This is a genomic window from Amycolatopsis sp. N2S4-7 (assembly GCF_058119595.1).
In genome coordinates, this window is the sequence record NZ_CP172299.1 from 331,443 (window position 1) to 350,732 (window position 19,290).

Genomic DNA, 19,290 nt, shown 5'->3' on the forward strand with positions numbered 1-19,290 from the left:
GTGCCCCGACCCGGCCCGCCACCCGGCATCAAGCCGGTGCCCCGACCCGGCCCGCCACCCGGCATCAAGCCGGAGCCGGCGCCGGAAGGAGGCCCCCTCGCGCCCGAAGCGGCGAACCTCCCCGTCAACCCGCGGCGGCGGCCGCCAGTTCTTCGGTGCGGCGGAAGGCTGCGGGGGAGAGCTGGAACCACACGAGGACCGCGCTCAGGGCCTGGATCGCCGCGACCACCAGCCAGACGCCCCGCAGGCTCCAGTGGGCCGCGACCAGCCCGCCGGTCAGTGCGCCGAGCGGGGTCAGGCCCCAGGCCAGCGCCCGGTGGCTGGTCAGCACCCGGCCCAGCAGCGGCGCCGGGGTGAAGCGCTGGCGGCTGGACTGCGAGCAGACGTTCCAGACCAGCACCGTCGAGGTCAGGAACACCAGCACCACCCCGATCAGCGGCGGCCACGGCGGCAGCACCGCCAGCAGCAGCGGCGCCACCGCGCCGAGGCCCTGCGCGCCCCGCATCGACCACGAGTACCCGAGCCGGTCGACGATCCGCTGCACCACGAACGACGACGCCACCCAGCCGACCGCGAGGCAGGCCAGCAGCAGGCCGTAGCCCACCGAACCCACGTGCAGGATCTGCGTGGCGTAGAGGACGAACATCGAGTTCCCGGCGCTCGCGGCGAACGACCCGAGCGCGACGTTGATCGTGATCGACCGCAGCAGCGGCGTCCGCACCAGGTGCGTGAGCCCGGCGGACAGGTCCCGCAGCGGATGGGTTGTCGCCGCGACGACGGACTCCGACGGGATCCGGCGCGCCAGCACCAGCGCGACCAGCGCGCACGCGGCGGCCAGCCACGCGGGCGCCCCGGCGGTGACCACGACGAGGAACCCGGTCAGCGGCGGCACGACGAACTGCACGACACCCCGGTCGATCACCGTGAGCCGCGCGTTGGCGGCGGCGAGCCGGCCGGGTTCGACCAGCTCGGGCACGAGCGCGCCGCTGGCGCCGTCCCCGAGGACCTGCGCGGAGGTGACGACGAAGGCGACGACCAGCAGCACGGGCAGGCTGAGCAGCCCGGCCGACGCGACCGCGGCGAGCACCAGCGCGGCGCCGGCCTGCACCGCGTACGCCCACGCGAGCACGGCGGTCCGCCGCACCCGGTCGATGAGCACCCCGGCGAACAGCGACAGCAGCAGCCACGGCGCCTGCCCGGCGATGTTGACCAGCGAGACCTCGCGCGGATCGGTGGTGATCGACACCGCGAGCAGGGGCAGGGCCGCCAGCATCAGGCCTTCGGCGGACGAACCGGACACCGCCACGGCCTGCAGCCGCACCCATCTGCTCCTCATGATCGTTAGCCTGCCAAACGACCCGCCGAAGCCCAACCGGTTTTCCGGCGCGCGCCCGGCCGGGCCGGGGACCAATGGTCCCGGGTGGCCCGGGCCTTAGGTCCCGAAATCGGCGCGAACCGTCGCGGGCGCATATTCCGATGATATCCTTCCGGTGTCCGGACCGATCGGTTCCCGAATTCCCATCCCGGCGATTTCTCTGCCTGGCGAGATCCACCGAACGCACCTCCACGCGAACGTGCGCGTGGACCGATGTGAAGGGGAATGTCCATGAACGACACCGTTGTCGCCCAATCGGTCAACCTCAACCCGGGGCTCGCCGCGATCGGGTACGGACTCGGCGCGATCGGCCCCGGAATCGGCGTCGGCCTCATTTTCGCCGCCGTCGTCAACGCCACCGCCCGGCAACCGGAAATGCGGGGGAAACTGCAGACCATCGGCTATTCGACCTTCGTGCTGTCGGAAGTGCTCGCGTTGATCGGTATCGTCATCTACTTCATCGCGTCCAACCGGTGAATGCGTTGATTTCGCTGACCCCACCGGTCCGGTGGGGTCAGCGGCGCACCCGGGTCGACTCGCGGACGACCAGCTCCGGGGTGAACACCACCGCCCGGTGCTCGGCCTTCGTGTCCGCCGTTTCCGCCAGCAGCAGCTCCGCCGCCGTGCGGCCGAGGCGGCGGGCCGGCTGGCGGACCGACGTCAGGGGGACCGCCGCCGCTCCGGCGAACTCGATGTCGTCGTAGCCGATGATCGCCATCTCGTCCGGGACGCGGATGCCCGCGCCCACCATCGCCTGCAGCACGCCCAGGGCGAGCAGGTCGTTCGCGCAGAACACCGCCGTCGGGCGGGGGCTCATGCCGAGCAGGCGGGCGCCCGCGTCGCGGCCCGAGGAGACGTCCAGGCCGATCGCCTCGAGCACGGTCAGCTCCGCGGCCGACCCCGAAAGCGCCGTGCGGACGCCCTGCTCGCGGTCGCGGCACTGGGTGAGGATTGCCGGGCCGTTGACGAACGCGATCCGGTGGTGGCCGGTCTCCAGCAGGTGCCGGGCCGCCAGCGCGCCGCCCGCGATGTCGTCCACCGCCACCGAGCTCGCCTCCGACGCCGGGGCCTTGCGGTCGACGAACACGTACGGCGTGCCGCTGCGCCGGAACGCGCGCAGGGCTTCGCCGGACGTCGCGACCGGGCTCAGCAGCACGCCGCGGACCCGCTGCTCGGCGAACATCGCCAGGTACGACGCCTCGAGGTCGGACCGCTGGCTGCTGTTGCACGTGATGACGTTGACGCCCTCGGCGTGCGCGGCCTGCTCGGCGCCGCGGGCGACGTCGACGAAGAACGGGTTGCCGAGGTCGAGGACCAGCAGCCCCAGGATCCGGCTCCGGCCGGCGCGCAGCTGCCGGGCCGATTCGTCGCGGACGTAGCCCAGCTCCTCGATCACCGCCAGCACCCGGTTGCGGGTCGCCGCCGCGACCACGTGCGGCCGGTTGACCACATTGGACACCGTGCCGATCGAGACGCCCGCCCGCTTCGCGACGTCCTTGATGCCGACCACCGCACCCCCTCGCTGAGAAGGCGTGAGCCTACCATGGTCTGAAACGTTTCAGAGACGGATTCCCGCCGATAGTCGCATGATCGCGCCGCTAGGCTCCGAGCCGGGTGAGCTTGGCCGCTGGGAGGAGTCCGGGTGCGGATCTTCACGATCGTCCTGTCACTGGTGCTGACGTGGGTGCTGTCCGGGGCGGTCGCCTCGGCCTCGCCCGTCGTGGAGGGCGACACCGACGATCCGGTGACCGCCGCGCCCGCCGTGACACGGCCCGCCACCCCGCACTGCACCGTCACCCTCGCCGACGGTTTCCGCTCCAACGCCGCCGACGGCACCCCGCAGTTCTACGAAGGCACGCTCGCCCCGCCGAAGGCCTGCCCCGGCCCGTGGGCGAAGGTCGTCATGGACCAGACGGTGACCGTCGCCGGCCGCCAGTACGACCGGATCGGCGACCTGCGGATCGGCGGCACGGAGGTCTGGTGGGGGACCACCGAAGAGCCCAGCGGGGAGGGCCGGCGCCCGATCACCTACCACGTCGACAAGGACCTCACGCCGTACTCCGCGCTGCTGCGCACGCCCCAGCCGTTCCACGGCGGCATCGAGAACTACAACTCGCCGATCTACACCGGCGTCTACGCGCAGACCGTGACGCTCACCTACTACCAGGCCGACCGGAAGCACCCGGTGCCCGAGACCGCGGACCACGTCGCCGGGTTCGGCCACGCCGACGCGACCCCCGCGGCGCCCACCGTGCACTTCACCGCGAAGGACCTGCCGCGCAACATCACGCGCGCCTACCTCGAGGTGACGCTCGAAGGGCACGCCTGCGACGAGCAGTGGTTCGACGACGTGCCCGACGAGGTGTCGGCGAGGTACCCGGCGGCGGGACTCTGCGGGAAGGGGCCCTACCGCGAGGCGGACTTCGCCATCGACGGAACCGCCGCCGGCAGCGCGTTCACGTTCCCGCACATCTACTCCGGCGGGATCGTGCCGCAGCTGTGGCGGCCGATCGTGGCGATCGACACCTTCAGCCTGCACGCCGAAACCTACGACGTCACGCCGTTCGCGGGCCGCCTCGTGGACGGCGGCGCGCACGACATCTCCTTCTCCTTCCCGGACATCGGCGGCGAATTCACCGTCGTCCCGACGCTCCTGCTCTACACCGACAAAAACGCGTCGCGGACATCGGGCGCCCTGACCCAGGCCGACGTCGCCGCCGCCCCGGTCCGGCAGACGACGGTGAAGGACATCGAAGGTGGCGTGAACGTGACTGTCACGGCGAAGCGGCACGACGTCACCGCCGGCTACGTCGACACCTCCGCCGGCCGCGTGGCCACCCGCGTCGAACGCACCCGCGACTACCGCAACAGCGACGACGTCACCGGCGGCGGCTTCACCCAGCACGTCGTGCAGAACGACTCCGGGCAGCAGACGTCGATGTCCACAGTGGACGGGCGGGTGCGGTCGGCGGACCGGCACACGTGGTCCTACCCGCTGACCACCGACGCCACCGCGAACATCACCGACGACCAGAACCTGCGGATCTCCGGCTCGGCGGAGATGACGAAGGTCCTCGGCGACCTCACCGGCGACGGCCGGTCGTGGCGGCCGGTGCGCGCGTCGCGGGAGTGGCTGAGCTCGTCCGGCGTGCTGGCCCGCACGAACGGCGTCAACACCGAAGCCGACGGCCGGTCGAAGACGCTCTTCACCGGCACCGACGACCTGGGCCGGCCGTACTTCCACTACGTCACGAGCGAGCACGGGCTGATCACCGGGAACCGGGAGCTGCCGCCGCGGAGGTGAAGCCCGTCTCGCCGCTCGTCACCCGATCGGGCTAGTGCGGTAGTGTCGGACGCATGGGGAGTCTCCGCTCACGGGTCCTGGGCTGGGTCGGGCGACGGTACCTCGCCCGCCAGTCGAAGAAGGGCTTCGACCTCGAGAAGATGTCGTCCTTCCTGCCCGATTCGGCGCTGGTGCCGCTGAAGCGGGACGGCCTCGACCCGGTCGCCGAGATCGGCGCGCGGCGGGCCGCCGCCCCGATCGACAAGCTCGACCTGCCGTTCGGGATGAACGCCTGGCTGGTCACCGGTTACGACGAGGCGAAGGCCGTGCTCGGCAAGGTGACCGAGTTCTCCAGCGACTTCACCAACCTCGTGGGCAACGCCGGGGTGACCGCCGACCAGAACCCGGGCGGGCTCGGCTTCGCGGACCCGCCGGTGCACACCCGGCTGCGGAAGCTGCTCACGCCGGAGTTCACCATGCGCCGGCTCAACCGGCTGACCCCGCGCATCGACGAGATCGTCGCCGGACAGCTCGACGCGATGGCCGCGGCCGAGGGCCCGGTGGACCTGTGGCAGGCCTTCGCGCTGCCGATCCCGTCGCTGACCATCTGCGAGCTGCTGGGCGTGTCCTATGAGGACCGCGAAGAATTCCAGCGGCTGAGCACCGCCCGGTTCGACCTCTTCGGCGGCGCCGGCGCTTCGCTCGGCGCGATGTCCGAGTCGCTGACCTACCTGCTCGACATCGTCAAGAAGCAGCGCGAAGAGCCCGGCGACGGCCTGCTCGGCATGCTGATCAAGGAGCACGGCGACGAGATCGACGACCGCGAGCTGGCCGGCCTGGCCGACGGCGTGCTCACCGGCGGCCTCGAGACCACGGCGAGCATGCTCGCCCTCGGCGCGCTGGTGCTGCTGCGCGACGAAAAGGCGTTCGACGCCGTCCGCGGCGACGACGAGTCCGTGCACCGCTTCGTCGAGGAGCTGCTGCGCTACCTGACGGTCGTGCAGATGGCGTTCCCGCGGTTCGCCAAGCAGGACATGGAGATCGGCGGGGTCCACATCGCCGAGGGCGACATCGTGCTGGTGTCGCTGTCGGCCGCCGACCGGGACCCGAAGCTGGGCCCGGACATGGACACGTTCGACGCCACCCGCGAGCCGACGTCGCACCTGGCGTTCAGCTACGGCATCCACCGTTGCATCGGCGCGGAACTGGCCCGCATGGAGCTCCGCACGGCCTACCCGGCCCTGGTCCGCCGCTTCCCCAACCTGCGGCTGGCGGTGCCGGAGGAGGAACTCTCCTTCCGCAAGGTGTCCATTGTGTACGGACTGGACGAACTCCCGGTCCTGGTCGACTGACCGCGGTGCCCTCCGGTGCGGCCACCGCCACGAGGCTCACCGTTTCCTCTCCGGGCGCGCCGAGCCCGGCCTCGTCCCCGTGCAGCACGATGCCGAGCCGGCCACGAGGTCCTGGTCCGTCTCGCGCGCGGGCCGGACTCCGGCGGTCGAACCCACCGCCTGCGCCGTCGACGAGCGTGCGGCGCGCGTGGGCCGCAGGCGGGTGAACTGCGGTGGTTCGCCGAGAGCGGGCACCCGCCATCCTCAGGGGTATCCGAGCCGTCAATCGCGGATGGTCAGCGGACCCCGCGCGGCCGGAACTGGATGCTGATCCGCGGCCCGGCCGCCCGGTTCGTCTTGGGGATCGCGTGTTCCCACGTGCGCTGGCACGACCCGCCCATCACGATGAGGTCCCCGTGGCCGAGGGCGTAGCGGTGGGACTCGCCGCCACCGCGGGGGCGCAGGGCCAGCTGGCGCGCCGCGCCCACCGAGACGATCGCGACCATCGTGTCCTCGGTGCTGCCGCGGCCGATGGTGTCGCCGTGCCAGGCGACGCTGTCGCGGCCGTCGCGGTAGTAGCACAGCCCCGCCGTGCGGAACGGCTCGCCGAGCTCGGCGGCGTAGTGCTCGCTGAGCGCGTCGCGGGCCTCGGCCAGCACGGGGTGGGGGAGCGGCGCCGCTTCGCGGTAGAAGCACAGCAGCCGCGGGACGTCGACGACCCGGTCGTACATCCGGCGCCGTTCCGCCTGCCACGGGACGCCGGTGACGAGCTCGGCGAACACCTCGTCGGCGCCCTCGAGCCAGCCGGGCTGCACGTCGATCCACGCGCCGGAGCCGAGTGCGGTCCGGCCGGGCGCCAGCGCGTGCAGCGTGACGGGGCCGGACTCGCCGAACAGCGATGCCTGCAGTGCCGGGGTCGTCATGGGTCCGACCGTACACGATGTTCGAACAGATGTTCTACGTGAACCATCGCGGGACCGGCCGGACCCGCGACCCGGTCAGCGCACGAATTCGTAGACCAGCTTCTGGACGCCGTTGCCGTAGGCCTCGCTCTCGACGAGCTTCAGGTTCTGCTTGTCCTTGTCGGCGTCGCTGAACAGCCGCTTGCCGGCGCCGAGCAGCACGGGGAAGACCAGCAGGTGGTAGCGGTCGATCAGGCCCGCGTCGGCCAGGCCGCGGTTCAGGGTCGCGCTGCCGTTGACGATGATCGGCCCGCCCTCGGTCTCCTTGAGCGCGGCGACCTCGTCCAGCGACCGCAGGATGGTGGTCTCGCCCCAGTTGCCGACCAGGTCCGTCTCGGTCAGGGTGGTCGACACGACGTACTTCGGCATCGCGTTGTAGCCGGCGAATTCGACCGTCATGCCCGGCCAGACCGGCGCGAACGCCTCGTAGCTGACCCGGCCCATCATCAGGGCCGTGGCTTCCTCCTGCTCGGCGCCCTTGATCGCGTAGGCGGCCGGGTCGAACTCGATGTCCTTGAACGTCCAGCCCGCGTTGCGGTAGCCGGGCTCCCCGCCGGGGGCTTCGACGACGCCGTCGAGGGAGACGAACGAGGTGGAGATCAGGGTGCGCATGCGGGTGCTCCTCGTGCTCGGGCTTGCCTTCGCCAGTGTGTCGAACGGGAGCGGCCGGATTCGACACGGACCCCGGGGAAACTTCGGCTGCTCTTGTCTGTGACGGCCCGGGCTCGTACAGTCACTGCCACGCCGGACAAAGGTCTGGACCTGTTGTCCCGCTACCGCCGCCCCGAGTAGCACAGGAGGTTGGACGGTGCGCAGACTTCGCGGTGCGGGCGTGCTCGCGGCGGTCGTGGCGGGGCTCGCGGCCTTCGCCCCGGTGGCGAACGCCCAGGTCGGGACGGGTCCGTGGATCTCGGATTCGCCGGGTTACGCCGAACAGGAGCGGGGGTGCGGCCAGATCTCCGGGCTCACCTTCCGGCTCACCTGCTCGACCGGCAGCGGTGACCAGCGCGCGGAACGCCGCTACACCACCTACACCGGCGGTACCCACCAGTTCGAGGGTTCCTTCAAGATCACCAGCATGACCGGCTCCCGGATCAGCTTGAAGCAGACGTTCCGGGACGGCTCCGACGCCGGGCCCTACTTCATGCTGGCCGTCGAAAAGGGCGGCCGGATGTACGCCGTCGAAGGCGGGGCGACGCTGGGCAGCGGCGCGACCGTCGGCACGTCGGTGCGGGTCAACACGATCAACCAGGTCGGCAGCTCGCACAAGGTGTACCTCAACGGCTCGCTGAAGCAGACGATCTCGAGCGCGAGCGGCAGCTACTACGACAAGTTCGGCAGCTACCGCACGTCCAGCGGCGCGGGACCGATCACCGTGCAGTGGAGCGGGATCAGGTTCTGGCACAAGTGACGCCCGCGGCGCCCCCGGTGGACGCCGGGGGCGCCGCCCAGGCGCCGGGGCCGTCCCAGGCGGAGAGCCGCCGGCCGCTGGTGAACCGGCGGTGCGCCCCGGTGAGCGGGTCGTCGAAGTCGAGGACCTTGGCCAGCAGCTGCAACGGTTTCGTGAAGTCGCCGAGGGGCTTCTCCCGCAGCTGCGGGTAGAAGTCGTCGCCGAGGATCGGCACGCCGAGGCCGCTCAGGTGCACGCGCAGCTGGTGCGTCCGGCCGGTCGAGGGCGCCAGCCGGTACCGCCCCAGCCCGGCGCGGTGTTCGAGCAGCTCGACGTAGGTTTCGGCGTTCGGCGGGCCGGGCACCTCCTGCGCGGCCAGCACCCCGCGTTCCTTGACGATCCGGCTCCGGACGGTCCGCGGCAGGTCCAGGGCCGGGTCGTGCGGCGCGATCGCCTCGTACTCCTTGTGCACCTTCCGGTCCCGGAACAGCGTCTGGTACTTCCCGCGCAGCTCCGGCGTGATCACGAACATCACCAGTCCCGCGGTGACGCGGTCGAGCCGGTGGGCGGGGGACAGGTGCGGCAGGCCGAGGTCGCGCCGCAGCCGCACCAGCGCCGTCTCGAGGATGTGCCGGCCGCGGGGGATGGTCGCCAGGAAGTGCGGCTTGTCGACGACGAGCAGGTGCTCGTCCCGGTGCACGACGTCGATCGCGAACGGCACCGGCACCTCGTCCGGCAGGTCGCGGTGGAACCAGACGAACGAGCCGGGCTCGAACGGCGTGTCGACGCCGAGCGGGCCGTCGGCGCCGTGGATGAGCTCCTCGCGCAGCATCTGCTCGATGCGGTCCGGCGCCACCCGCGGCAGCCGGTCGACGAGGTGCGCCAGCAGCGTCGGCCACTCGCCCTCGGCGGGCAGTTTGAGCCGGGCGGGCTCGAGCCCGTGGCGGGGCGGGATCGGCGGCCGGAGCTTGCGTCTCATCGTCCCCGACTGTAGCTAACCCTCCGACGACGTCCGGTAGCGCGCGAGGTAGCGGGCGGTCGCTTCGGCGTTCTTCGCTTCGGCGGCCTCGGCGCGGAGGCGGCGTCCGGTGTTGTGCGGGAAGCCCTGCCGGCCGAGCCGGTGCTCGACGCTCTCCTCCATGTACGCGCACGAATAGAAGTACGCCACGAGCGCGGCCATCAGGACCAGCGAGAGCCGCAGCCAGATCGAACCCGGCAGCAGCAGCCAGACGGCGCACAGCGGGACGATGCCGACCGACCGCTGGAGCACGTACCGGGCCCGCCAGTGCTTCGACGTCGCGTCGTGCAACGCCCAGTCGTTGTAGCGCTCGGGGAGGCGCACGCCCACGGCGTAACCGGACCAGCGGAGCACACTCGGTCGTTCCATGAGTTCGATAGTACACTAATACTTAGTGCACTAATCGTTAGTGTCTGTCAGGCCACGTTAGGATCGGGACATGATCGACCTGGGTGAAGACCCGCTGAAGCTGGACCGGCAGGTGTGCTTCGCGCTGTCGGTGGCTTCGCGCAGCGTGATCGCGATCTACCGGCCGCTGCTGGAGCCCTACGGCCTGACCCACCCGCAGTACCTGGTGATGCTGGCGCTGTGGGAGCGGTCGCCGCGGTCGGTCAAGGACCTCGGCGCGTCCCTGCGCCACGAGCCGGCGACGCTGTCCCCGCTGCTCAAGCGGCTGGAGGCACTGGGGTACGTCACGCGCGCCCGGAGCCGTTCGGACGAGCGCCAGCTGACGGTGGAGCTGACGGAGTCCGGCCGGGCGTTGCGCGCGGAGGCCGAGAAGATCCCGTACAAGGTGGTCGAGACGCTCGGCATGGACGTCTCCGAACTGGAGGCCCTCCACGGCGTGCTGACCCGGGTCATCGACGCGACCGCCTGAGGAATTCCTGGCCTCCCGGCGCGTTGCCCCCGGAAAGACCCCTGGGAGGAACCGTGCTGAAGATCAGGCTGGGCGTCGCGCCGGCGGCGGGAACCGGGCCTGAGGAGTTCGCCGGGCTGGCCGAACGCCTGGAATCGGCCGGGGTGGACTCGCTGTGGCTGTCCGAACTGGTCTACTCCCCGGAAGTCGACCCGATGATCGGCATGACGCACGCGCTGGCGCGGACCTCGAAGCTGAAGGTCGGCACGGGCGTCGCGATCCTGCCCGGGCGGCACCCGGTGCTGGTCGCGAAACAGCTGCTCACGCTGGCCGGCCTGGCGCCGAAGCGGGTGCTGCCGGTCTTCGGCCTCCGCCCGGCGCGCGCCGCCGAGCACGACCTGTTCCCCGTCCCGGCGGGCCGCCGCGCCGCGGTGTTCGACGAGTCGCTGGTGCTGCTGCGCCGCCTCCTGGAGGAGGAATCGGTGTCGTTCGACGGCGAGTTCTTCCAGGTGTCCGAAGTCCGGCTCGGCCCGCGCCCGGCCAAGCGCCTGGACGTCTGGCTCGGCGGCTCGGCCCCCGCGGCCCTGCGCCGCACGGGCCGCCTGGCGGACGGCTGGCTGGGCAGTTTCCACACGCCGTCCCAGGCGCGTGAGGCCCGCATCGCGATCCAGGCCGCCGCGGCCGAGGCGGGGCGCGAAATCGAGGAGGACCACTTCGGTCTGAGCCTCCTGGTGGCGGACAAGGGCCTCCCCGACGAGCTGGCGGCGATGGCGGCACGCCGCCGTCCGGGGGTGCCGGTGGCGGACCTGGTGGCGACGAGCTGGCCCGAAGCCCGTCGGCTGGTGGAGCAGTACATCGAGGCAGGCCTGTCGAAGTTCGTGATCCGCCCGGGCCACGGCGATTTCGAGGCGTTCCTGGAGAAGTTCCAGAGCGAACTGGTGCCGCTGCAGAACTGAGCCGATCGGGTGAGCCGCGGGCGAGGGCTCAACCCGTGACCGGGTGCGCGCGTTTCGCCTGCGACCAGTCCGGACCCGGAAGGACCCCCGCGATGCGCCGCTTCGCCCGACTCGCCACGATCCTCGGTATCTCGGCGGCACTGGCCGCCGCCGGTGTCGGTGCCGCCGAAGCCCGGCCCGCCAGGTTCACCGTCGCGGTGGTGCACGCCGCGGGCACGGGGGCGACGGCCGGATCGCTCTCGGGCGCGATCGGGTGGTCGAGCTCGCTGAAGAGCGTGACGCTGTCCGACGTCAAGCTGTTCGTCAACAGCGGCGAGTGCATCAACTTCCAGGTCGCCGGCCGCCAGGGCTCGGCCACCGTGACCGAGATCAAGCGCTACCCCTTGCACGGCACCAACTACTGCGCGGAGAAGGCCTACACGTGGTCGATCGGGACCATCGGCCTGACGGCCGACGTCCCGGGCGGGATCGAGCACGTCGACTTCGACATGTCCGACTACGGGCACGCCGTCCACGGCTGGACCGTCTGCGACCGGGACGCCGCGGCCTGCTCCGGCGCCAACCACTGACGGGCGGTCAGAACTCCAGCTGCTCCCGTCCCGGGTACCGGTGGCGGACCTGGTGGCGACGAGCTGGCCCGACCGAACTGGTGCCGCTGCAGAACTGAACGCCCACAGCGGACAGATAGTGGACAGTTCCCGGATCGACAAGGGTCCCGCGCCTTCTCCGGGTCAAACTGAGTACACAGCGTGACGCGTCTTGCCGATGCTGTACCCAGGTCCACGCCGACTCGTCGGCAACGGGAGCATCGAAGGCGCGGTAACACGGGCATGACCGGACTCTTCGTCAACTATCGAACCGAAGACGGCGAGTGGGCCGCGCGGACCATCGCGGACAAGCTGGGGGAGTACTTCGGGCCCGGCAACGTGTTCTTCGCGAGCAGGTCGATCAGCCTCGGCGAAGATTTCGCCGAGGCCATCCGGCGTGAGGTCGGCGACTGCGAGATCCTGCTGGCCGTGATCGGCCCGAACTGGCTGAAGGAGGACGAGAACGGGCGACGGCGCATCGACGAGCCCGCGGACTGGGTCCGCGCCGAGATCCGGCTGGCGCTCGACCGCGGCACCTCCGTCATCCCCATCCTCGTCGACGGCGTCGGCCGGCCGGCCGAAACCGACCTCCCGCCGGACATCGCCCGGCTGGCCCGGTGCCAGTACCTGCGGCTGGACTACCGCAGCAAGGACGAGGAGTACTCGATCTTCGCCGACGAGCTCGTCGGGTTGATCTCGGACATCTCCCGGTACCGGACCGGGCGGGCGGGCCGGCTGGGGCATCGTTCGCCGGGTCCGCTGGACGAGATCACCGGCCGGCTGGCCGACGCGGTGTCCGTGCAGTGGACCCGCGAAGAGGAGAACCGGCGGATCCACGACCCGGCGCCGCTGCCCGTGCGGTGGACGAACGCCGACGAAGACCTCATCGACCACTGGGCCGCCATCTGCGGGAACCCGGCGGGTGCCGATCGGGACCCGCTCGAGCTGGCCGGCACGCTCGGGTCGATCGTCGCCACCTACCGCCGGATCCCGTCCGGCCGGCTGGTCGTCCTGGGCGGCGCGGGGTCGGGGAAGACCATCCTCGCCATCCGGTTCGCGCTGGCGATGCTCGGCCGCCGTACCGGGGCCGACCCGGTTCCGGTGATCGTGAACCTCGCGTCCTGGGATCCGGCGAAGACGCCCTTCCGCGACTGGCTGGCCGGACAGCTCGCCGACAGTCACCCGGCCCTGTCCGCCCCGGGACCGAACGGCGCCACCCTGGCGGCCGACCTGGTGGGGAGCGGGCGGATCCTGCCGGTGCTCGACGGCTTCGACGAGATCGCCGCCGGGCTGCACCCGCTGGCGATGAAGGCGCTCAACGGCACGGGCCTGCCGCTGCTGCTGACCAGCCGGCCCGAGGAATACGCGTCCGCCGTGAAGAACGTCGACGTCCTGACCGCGGCGGCGGTGGTGGAACTCGCGCCCCTCGGGGTCGGCGACCTCGCCGGCTACCTGCCGGCGACGACCCGCCGGACCCGGCTGGTCGACGGGCGCGCCACCCCGCTGTGGGAGCCCGTGCTCCGCCGCCTGGCCGAGCAGCCGCCGACCCGGGCGGCGGCGAACCTCGCCGAGGTGCTGTCAGCCCCGCTGATGGTCGGCCTCGCCCGGGCCATCTACAGCGAAACCCCCGGTCACGACCCTGCCGACCTCCTGGACGAAGACCGCTTCGGCACGACGCTCGCCATCGAGGAGCACCTGCTCCAGGGCTTCGTGCCGGCGCTGTACGAGAACGCCGGGGAACGCCGCTTCGACGCGGCTCGCGCGGAGCGCTGGCTGGGGTTCCTGGCCGACCACCTGAACCGGACGGGCAGCCAGGACCTGGCGTGGTGGCGGATCTGCTCGTCGATCCCGCGCCGCACCCGGGCAATCGTGCTCGGCGTAGCAGTGACGGCGGCGGTCCTGTTCGCCTTGATGGCCATGGGCAGTGTGTACGCGCTCTTTCGTGACGGTCCTCCGCGGGGCGACCGGACGGTGACGTTCCTCTTCGGGGCTCTGTGCGGGTTCTCGGCCGCCGTCGGGGTCGGCACCCGGCGCACCTGGCCGGTCGTCCTGATCGGCTGCGCCGCCGTCTCGCTCTCGTCCGTCAGCGGGCACATCCCCTTGAACTCGGCGATCGCCCAGGGCCTCGCGATCACACCGATTTTCGTTCTCATGAACAAGCTGTCCGCAGGTGACGAACTCACTCCGTCCCGGGTGCGCATCACGCTCCACGGGCAAGCAGCCAAGTACCTCGTCTCATCGGGTTTCGTCATCGGCGGGAGCCTGCTCGTGGGCTTGTGCGTGATCTACTTCAACGCGGCGATCGGCTGGAGCGGCAGCACACTGCGCCCCTTCGAGCCGGAGGCTTCGCTCATGCTGGTGGCCCTTTCCGGCATGGGTGCACTCGTCCTGTGTTGCGTGAACGGATTCACGGCGCGATGCCGGGTGAGGTCCGCCATGCTCGGCGCCTTTCTCGGGCTGGTCGCCGCGGTCTGCCTGGTGATCATCGCCCGAGGGCCGGAAGCGGCTCTGGCGAACCTGGTTCCGGTCGGCCCTCCGGTAGTTGCCTTCGGATTCGCCCTTGGCCTGCCGGTGGCCGTAACGGAACCGAGGAAGAGCCGGCACCTGTTCACCTACTTCGCCCGGATGCGTCTTGTCCGGTTCATGGCCATCGGCCTCGTCGCCGGTGTGGCTTTGAGGTCCCTTTCGCTGCTCATTCCCGGCCTGATTCCCGCGGAGCTCCTCGCCCTCCGGAATGACTACACCATTGCCGACAAGATCATCAACCTGGCGGTCATCGGCGCGAGTTTCGGGCTCGTGGCAGCCCTGCTCACGGGGCTGTTCACGATGATGGAAAAGTTCGAAGTCGAGTTCGACGTCGCGGTGGTGGTGAATCCCGCCTTCCTGCTCGCCGCGGACCGGCGGAACGCGCTGGCGAGATCGTCGCTCTACGCGGCCACGCTCGGGGTGGGGATGACCCTTGTCTTCATGGCGGTCGCCACCGACGGCGCACCCGCAAGCCTGGCAGGAGCGATGGTGGGGCTTCCGTTCGCGGCGGTCGTCCTGCTGGCCGGCCGGGCCTGGGGCCGCTGGCTCGTGCTGAGCAGGGGGTGGCTGCCGCTGACCGGGCGGCTTCCGTGGCGGCTCGTCGGATTCCTCGAGGACGCCCGCCGGCGGGGTGTCCTGCGTCAGGTCGGCGCCGTCTACCAGTTCCGGCACGCCCGGCTCCAGGACCAGCTCGCCCGGGGCTACCGGACGGGGCCGGTGCCACTCCGGGAATCCGCGCCGGCCCTGCAGAGCCAGAACTAGAACTCCAGCTGCTCCGTCTTCCTCGGCATGAGCAGCAGCGCCACCACCGAAAGCACCGCCACCGCCAGCAACCCCACGAACACGTAATGCGTCGCGTCCGCCAGCGCGCCCCGCACGAACGTCGCCACCGGGGAGTGGTCCGTGTGGCCGCCCAGCACGAGGCTGGTCGCGTCCACCGAAGGCGGCAGCTTCCCCGCCACCTCCGCCGGCGGCGAAGCGAACCGCGCCGCCAGGGTCGCGTTGGCGATCGCGCCGAAGACCGCCGCGCCGACGGCGCTGCCCAGTGACCTGCTGAAGAGGTTCGTCGCCGTCACCACGCCCCGGCGGTCCCAACCCACCACCGACTGGACCGCCACCAGCGTCGGGCTCGACGACAGGCCGAGGCCCAGCCCCAGGACGAACGCCGCCAGCGCCGCCGACCAGATCGACGACCCGCTGTCGAGCAGGGCCACCAGGACGGCGCCCGCGATGACGAACACGCTGCCGATCAAGGCCGTGTCGCGGAAGCCGATGCGGAGGTAGAGCTTGCCCGCCAGGGACGCCGAAATCGGCCAGCCGACCGTCAGCGCCGCCACCGCGAACCCGGCGACCAGCGCGCCGGCGCCGAGGACGCCCTGGGCGTACGTCGGCAGGTACGACGTCAGTCCCATCAGGACCGCGCCCACCACCACGGCCACCAGGTTGCCGCCCACCAGGATCCGGCGGGTGAACACCCACAGCGGCAGCACCGGCTCGGCCGCGCGCTTCTCCGCCAGCACGAACGCCACCAGCATCGCCGCGCCCGCGACGAAGATCGCCACGCTCGGCAGCGACCCCCACGCCCACGCCACGCCGCCTTCGAGCAGGCCCAGGATCACCAGCGAGCAGCCCACGGTGAGCAGCGCCGCGCCGGTGTAGTCGACCTTGTGGGGCTTGCGCTCCACCCGCTCGGCGAAGTTGCGGAACAGCATCAGCGCGGCGATGGCACCCAGCGGCAGGTTGATGAAGAAGATCCACCGCCAGTCCAGGTACTCGGCGAACACGCCGCCGAGCGTCGGGCCGACCACTGACGCGATGCCCCAGACGCTCGCGACGTAGCCCTGCACCCGGGCCCGCTCCTCGACCGTGTAGAGGTCGCCGATCACCGTCATCGACATGGGCTGGATCGCCCCGGCCCCGATGCCCTGCACCGCGCGGGCGGCGATCAGCACCGGCATGCTCCACGCGGCGCCGCACAGGACCGAGCCGACGAGGAACGCCGCGATGCCGAAGAACATCACCGGGCGGCGGCCGAGCACGTCGGCGAACTTGCCGTAGAGCGGCACCGTCACGGCCTGGGTGAGCAGGTAGATCGAAAACAGCCACGGGAACTGCGAAAACCCGCCGAGGTCGCGCACGACCGACGGCACGGCGGTCGCGATGATGGTGCTGTCCAGCGCGACGAGCGCGGTGCTGAGCATGACCGCGACCAGCACCGGGCCGCGTTCGGAGCGGAACCCGACCCCTTTCACGCTGGTGGCGGCGGGTGTCGTCATCGGCGGCGTGCTCCTCGGGGCGGTCATGACCGGACTCAACTACTTTGCAGTCCTAAGCATTCCACCGGGCGGCGCCGGACCCCAGCGTTTTTCCGTCACAGTGCTCTTCGCGCAAGATGGGGCCGATGAACGACTGGATCCGGCCGATCGGGCGGGGCTGGGTGGTCCGCGACGCGGTCCCCGGCCCCGACGTCGACGAGTTCGCCGAACCCGACCGGGTGATCACCGCGCTGGCCGCGCCGGGTGCCGCGGACAGCCTCCTGGCCGTGCAGCACCCGGCCCGGACACCCGCGGCGCTGGCGCGCGGGCTCGACCTGGCCGCCGCCGTCCCGGTCGCCCGCGCCGTGCTCGAACGGCTCCGCAAGCGGTTCTACCGGCCGGTCCGCGAGATCGTCGCGCCCTACCGGATCGAGGGCCCGGACGGCGTGGCGCTGGGCCTGCTCTGCCTGGTCGACCCGGCGGCGGTGACCGACGAAGGCGCCGCGCGCGTCCGCCACACCGAGGACGTCTACCCCGACGTCGTGGCCGAGCGGGCCGCCGTGCTGGCCGGGCTGGGCTGCGCGACCAGCGCGGCGCTGCTCGTCCCGGCGACCGGCGGCGACGTGCTGACCGACGAGGTCTCCCGGGCCTGCACCGCACTCGGCCTGCCCGATCTGTCCACTTCGGACGCGGCCGGGCGGCGGCACGACCTGTGGGTGGTGCCCGCCGGGCCGCTGCAGACCCGGCTGCTGGCCGCGGTCGCCGCCGCCGAGCTGCTGGTCGCCGACGGCAACCACCGCGTGGCCGCGGCCGCGGCGGCCGGCCACGGGGCCCTGCTCGCCCTGGTCACGGCGGGACCGGCCCTGAAGATCGGCGCGATCCACCGGGTCCTCACCGGCACCGGCCTCGGCCCCGAAGACCTGGTGCGGCGCTGGTCCGCGGCGGGCCTCGACGTCCGCTACGACGAGCACGCGGTGCCGGTCACCGGCGAGGCCGTGGTGCGTGCGGGCTCGGCGGTGCTGCGGGTCCCGCTGCCGCGCCAGGACGGGCCGGGACCGGTGATCGACCACGAGATCGTGGAGCGGGTCCTCTTCGCCGCCGCGCTCGGCGTGGATCCCGACGGGCCGTGCGTCCGCCCGCTCCCGGCCGGCCGCCCGGTGCCGGCGGACGCGGACGCGGTGGTGCTGCTCGCGCCGGTGGCCTACGCCGACGTCCTGGCCGTGCACGCGACCGGCCGCCGGATGCCGCGGAAAGCGACCTACTTCACGCCGAAGCCGCGCAGCGGACTGCTGCTGGCGGAGCTCTAGGAGGCGTCCCACCAGTTCAGGACGCGGGTGGCGAACAGCGTCAGCCACTTCGACGGCCGCCCGGCCGGAACGTCCACTTCGAACCACACCCGGCCGGGGTCCTGCCGCGACTGCAGCCAGGTGCCGTCGGGCTGCCGGGCCGCGCGGACCAGCTCGATCGCCTCCGCCAGCCGGGGGTCCCGCCGGGCCGCGTCGCGGAAGTACGAAGCCGCGTTGAGCACGTCGTAGCGCCACCGGAACGGGTAGCCGAACTCCGTCACCCACGGCCCCACCGGCTCACCCGTCGACAACCGGCGGAACAGCCCGCGCTCGAGCAGGTACTCCTCACCGGCGCGGCGGGCTTCGCGTGTCGCGCCGGTGCCGCCGGTCGCCGTCTCGTAGGCGAGCAGGCCCTTCAAGGAGTTCAGTGTCGAGTGGACCGACGAGCGCGTCGAACCCTCGGCCCAGGCGCAGTTCCAGCCGCCGTCGGGCAGCCGGTGCGTGACGAACCACCCGGCGATGCCGGCGACGTCCGCGCCGAGCCACACCCCGTTGGCCAGCGTCCAGGCGTTGATGCAGCAGTCGACCTCGCCGCCCCAGTAGGGCAGGCCGTCGTACTCCCAGCGGCAGTGCGCGGCGAGCCGCTCGGCCGTCCCGTGCAGCGCCGAGGCGTCGAGACCCCACTCGCGCAGGGAGTTCAGCGACCACGTCGTCGCCGTCCACGGCTGGCCCTCGGTTTCGATGCGGTCGAAGGCGAACCCCGCCGGGAAGAACGCACCGCCCGCCCACCGGCCGTCGGGGTCCTGCAGCGCCAGCAGCCGCGCGCCGAACCCCTCCGACGCGATCCGGGCGCGCGTTGCCTCCCAGACCTCCGGCGGCTCGCCCGCGAGGTCGCGCTCGACCTGCCAGCGCAGGGCCGGGTCGGAGTCGCGCAACCAGGCGAGCAGGTCCACTAGGCCCCCGTGACGCCGTCGATGGCCTCCCGCAGGAAGTCGGCGTGGCCGTTGTGGCGGGCGTACTCGTGGATCATGTGCAGCATCACCAGCCGCAGCGAGACGTCCTCGCCCCAGCGCGCCTGGTGTCCGGTGACGTCCAGGGACTCGGCCGCCTCTTCGATCTTGCGCGACTGCTCGACCTCGGCCTGCCAGGCCTCGAACGCCTCCGCGCGCGTCGACGAGCTCGCGTCGTAGGCGGCCTGGAAGTCCCCTTCGGCCGACCACCGCAGCGGGACGTCCTCGGCGTTGATCACCCGCCGGAACCAGGTGCGCTCGACCTCGGCCATGTGCCGGACGAGACCGAGCAGGGACAGCGTCGAGGGCGGGCTGGCGGCCCGGCGCAGGTCCTCGTCGGACAGTCCGTCGCACTTCATGGCGAGGGTGGCGCGGTGGAAGTCGAGGAACGTGCGCAGCATTTCGCGCTCGCCCCCGGTCAGCGGCGGTTCGGGGCGTTCGAAGGTCACGGAGGA

18 protein-coding genes are annotated in these 19,290 nt (G+C 71.8%); 9 read left to right on the forward strand and 9 right to left on the reverse strand.

The window, feature by feature from the left end:
* Nucleotides 1–124: 124 nt before the first annotated feature.
* Entirely contained in the window at nucleotides 125–1,336 is a 1,212-nt protein-coding gene (locus ACH54P_RS01585) for an MFS transporter (protein WP_489910495.1), read from the reverse strand.
* A gap of 270 nt (nucleotides 1,337–1,606) precedes the next feature.
* On the opposite strand from ACH54P_RS01585, the gene ACH54P_RS01590 reads away from it, so the two are divergent.
* Nucleotides 1,607–1,852: an ATP F0F1 synthase subunit C gene (locus ACH54P_RS01590; protein WP_489910496.1), complete on the forward strand. Its 246-nt coding sequence runs from the start codon at nucleotides 1,607–1,609 to the stop codon at nucleotides 1,850–1,852.
* Nucleotides 1,853–1,889: 37 nt separating this feature from the next.
* Here the strand turns inward: ACH54P_RS01590 and ACH54P_RS01595 are convergent, their stop codons facing one another.
* Entirely contained in the window at nucleotides 1,890–2,885 is a 996-nt protein-coding gene (locus ACH54P_RS01595) for a LacI family DNA-binding transcriptional regulator (RefSeq protein ID WP_489910497.1), read from the reverse strand.
* A 132-nt stretch (nucleotides 2,886–3,017) separates the two neighbouring features.
* Here ACH54P_RS01595 and ACH54P_RS01600 point away from each other — a divergent pair, with 132 nt between their 5' ends.
* On the forward strand, nucleotides 3,018–4,679 hold the full coding sequence (locus tag ACH54P_RS01600) for a peptide-N4-asparagine amidase (protein ID WP_489910498.1): 1,662 nt from the start codon (nucleotides 3,018–3,020) through the stop codon (nucleotides 4,677–4,679).
* A 53-nt stretch (nucleotides 4,680–4,732) separates the two neighbouring features.
* Nucleotides 4,733–6,010 carry a cytochrome P450 gene (locus ACH54P_RS01605; protein WP_489910499.1) on the forward strand — a complete coding sequence of 426 codons (1,278 nt, stop codon included), beginning with the start codon at nucleotides 4,733–4,735 and terminating at the stop codon, nucleotides 6,008–6,010.
* Between the two features lie 275 nt (nucleotides 6,011–6,285).
* Here ACH54P_RS01605 and ACH54P_RS01610 read toward each other — a convergent pair whose 3' ends face one another.
* Nucleotides 6,286–6,912, reverse strand: a complete 627-nt coding sequence (locus ACH54P_RS01610; RefSeq protein WP_489910500.1) for an alpha-ketoglutarate-dependent dioxygenase AlkB — start codon at nucleotides 6,910–6,912, stop codon at nucleotides 6,286–6,288.
* A 75-nt stretch (nucleotides 6,913–6,987) separates the two neighbouring features.
* Nucleotides 6,988–7,563 (reverse strand): dihydrofolate reductase family protein, encoded by a 576-nt coding sequence (locus tag ACH54P_RS01615; protein WP_489910501.1) that lies wholly within the window; start codon nucleotides 7,561–7,563, stop codon nucleotides 6,988–6,990.
* 220 nt (nucleotides 7,564–7,783) lie between these two features.
* Here ACH54P_RS01615 and ACH54P_RS01620 point away from each other — a divergent pair, with 220 nt between their 5' ends.
* Nucleotides 7,784–8,362, forward strand: a complete 579-nt coding sequence (locus ACH54P_RS01620) for a hypothetical protein (RefSeq protein ID WP_489917081.1) — start codon at nucleotides 7,784–7,786, stop codon at nucleotides 8,360–8,362.
* Here ACH54P_RS01620 and ACH54P_RS01625 read toward each other — a convergent pair.
* The gene (locus tag ACH54P_RS01625; protein WP_489910502.1) at nucleotides 8,343–9,320 is read right to left on the reverse strand and encodes an RluA family pseudouridine synthase; all 978 of its coding nucleotides are present in this window, start codon (nucleotides 9,318–9,320) and stop codon (nucleotides 8,343–8,345) included. The genes ACH54P_RS01620 and ACH54P_RS01625 overlap by 20 nt on opposite strands.
* A 15-nt stretch (nucleotides 9,321–9,335) precedes the next feature.
* Complete coding sequence (locus tag ACH54P_RS01630) at nucleotides 9,336–9,713, reverse strand: DUF5313 domain-containing protein (protein ID WP_489917083.1); 378 nt, start codon at nucleotides 9,711–9,713, stop codon at nucleotides 9,336–9,338.
* 85 nt (nucleotides 9,714–9,798) lie between these two features.
* Here ACH54P_RS01630 and ACH54P_RS01635 point away from each other — a divergent pair, with 85 nt between their 5' ends.
* The 4 genes from ACH54P_RS01635 (at nucleotide 9,799) to ACH54P_RS01650 (ending at nucleotide 15,046) form a co-directional block, all read left to right on the forward strand.
* Nucleotides 9,799–10,236: a MarR family winged helix-turn-helix transcriptional regulator gene (locus ACH54P_RS01635; protein WP_489910503.1), complete on the forward strand. Its 438-nt coding sequence runs from the start codon at nucleotides 9,799–9,801 to the stop codon at nucleotides 10,234–10,236.
* Between the two features lie 53 nt (nucleotides 10,237–10,289).
* Nucleotides 10,290–11,171: a TIGR03854 family LLM class F420-dependent oxidoreductase gene (locus ACH54P_RS01640; RefSeq protein WP_489910504.1), complete on the forward strand. Its 882-nt coding sequence runs from the start codon at nucleotides 10,290–10,292 to the stop codon at nucleotides 11,169–11,171.
* 92 nt (nucleotides 11,172–11,263) lie between these two features.
* Nucleotides 11,264–11,740, forward strand: coding sequence for a hypothetical protein (locus ACH54P_RS01645; protein ID WP_489910505.1), 477 nt, complete (start codon nucleotides 11,264–11,266; stop codon nucleotides 11,738–11,740).
* Between the two features lie 261 nt (nucleotides 11,741–12,001).
* Entirely contained in the window at nucleotides 12,002–15,046 is a 3,045-nt protein-coding gene (locus ACH54P_RS01650) for a TIR domain-containing protein (protein ID WP_489910506.1), read from the forward strand.
* Here the strand turns inward: ACH54P_RS01650 and ACH54P_RS01655 are convergent.
* Nucleotides 15,043–16,560 carry an MDR family MFS transporter gene (locus tag ACH54P_RS01655; protein WP_489910507.1) on the reverse strand — a complete coding sequence of 506 codons (1,518 nt, stop codon included), beginning with the start codon at nucleotides 16,558–16,560 and terminating at the stop codon, nucleotides 15,043–15,045. The two genes, ACH54P_RS01650 and ACH54P_RS01655, sit on opposite strands and share 4 nt — an antisense overlap.
* A 125-nt stretch (nucleotides 16,561–16,685) precedes the next feature.
* Here ACH54P_RS01655 and ACH54P_RS01660 point away from each other — a divergent pair, with 125 nt between their 5' ends.
* Nucleotides 16,686–17,846 (forward strand): DUF1015 family protein, encoded by a 1,161-nt coding sequence (locus ACH54P_RS01660; RefSeq protein WP_489910508.1) that lies wholly within the window; start codon nucleotides 16,686–16,688, stop codon nucleotides 17,844–17,846.
* Here ACH54P_RS01660 and ACH54P_RS01665 read toward each other — a convergent pair.
* Together ACH54P_RS01665 and ACH54P_RS01670 are read right to left on the reverse strand one after the other, a co-directional pair.
* On the reverse strand, nucleotides 17,843–18,778 hold the full coding sequence (locus ACH54P_RS01665) for a squalene cyclase (RefSeq protein ID WP_489910509.1): 936 nt from the start codon (nucleotides 18,776–18,778) through the stop codon (nucleotides 17,843–17,845). The genes ACH54P_RS01660 and ACH54P_RS01665 overlap by 4 nt on opposite strands.
* Complete coding sequence (locus ACH54P_RS01670) at nucleotides 18,778–19,284, reverse strand: DinB family protein (protein WP_489910510.1); 507 nt, start codon at nucleotides 19,282–19,284, stop codon at nucleotides 18,778–18,780. Before ACH54P_RS01670 ends, ACH54P_RS01665 begins: the two co-directional genes overlap by 1 nt.
* Nucleotides 19,285–19,290 lie beyond the last annotated feature (6 nt).

Bases quoted from the DNA above. Each gene is read 5' to 3' on its own strand.
- ACH54P_RS01645 (WP_489910505.1), top strand. From the start codon at position 11,264: ATGCGCCGCTTCGCCCGACTCGCCACGATCCTCGGTATCTCGGCGGCA.
- ACH54P_RS01650 (WP_489910506.1), top strand. From the start codon at position 12,002: ATGACCGGACTCTTCGTCAACTATCGAACCGAAGACGGCGAGTGGGCC.
- ACH54P_RS01590 (WP_489910496.1), top strand. From the start codon at position 1,607: ATGAACGACACCGTTGTCGCCCAATCGGTCAACCTCAACCCGGGGCTC.
- ACH54P_RS01610 (WP_489910500.1), bottom strand. From the start codon at position 6,912: ATGACGACCCCGGCACTGCAGGCATCGCTGTTCGGCGAGTCCGGCCCC.
- ACH54P_RS01660 (WP_489910508.1), top strand. From the start codon at position 16,686: ATGAACGACTGGATCCGGCCGATCGGGCGGGGCTGGGTGGTCCGCGAC.
- ACH54P_RS01585 (WP_489910495.1), bottom strand. From the start codon at position 1,336: ATGAGGAGCAGATGGGTGCGGCTGCAGGCCGTGGCGGTGTCCGGTTCG.
- ACH54P_RS01605 (WP_489910499.1), top strand. From the start codon at position 4,733: ATGGGGAGTCTCCGCTCACGGGTCCTGGGCTGGGTCGGGCGACGGTAC.
- ACH54P_RS01625 (WP_489910502.1), bottom strand. From the start codon at position 9,320: ATGAGACGCAAGCTCCGGCCGCCGATCCCGCCCCGCCACGGGCTCGAG.
- ACH54P_RS01655 (WP_489910507.1), bottom strand. From the start codon at position 16,560: ATGACGACACCCGCCGCCACCAGCGTGAAAGGGGTCGGGTTCCGCTCC.
- ACH54P_RS01615 (WP_489910501.1), bottom strand. From the start codon at position 7,563: ATGCGCACCCTGATCTCCACCTCGTTCGTCTCCCTCGACGGCGTCGTC.
- ACH54P_RS01635 (WP_489910503.1), top strand. From the start codon at position 9,799: ATGATCGACCTGGGTGAAGACCCGCTGAAGCTGGACCGGCAGGTGTGC.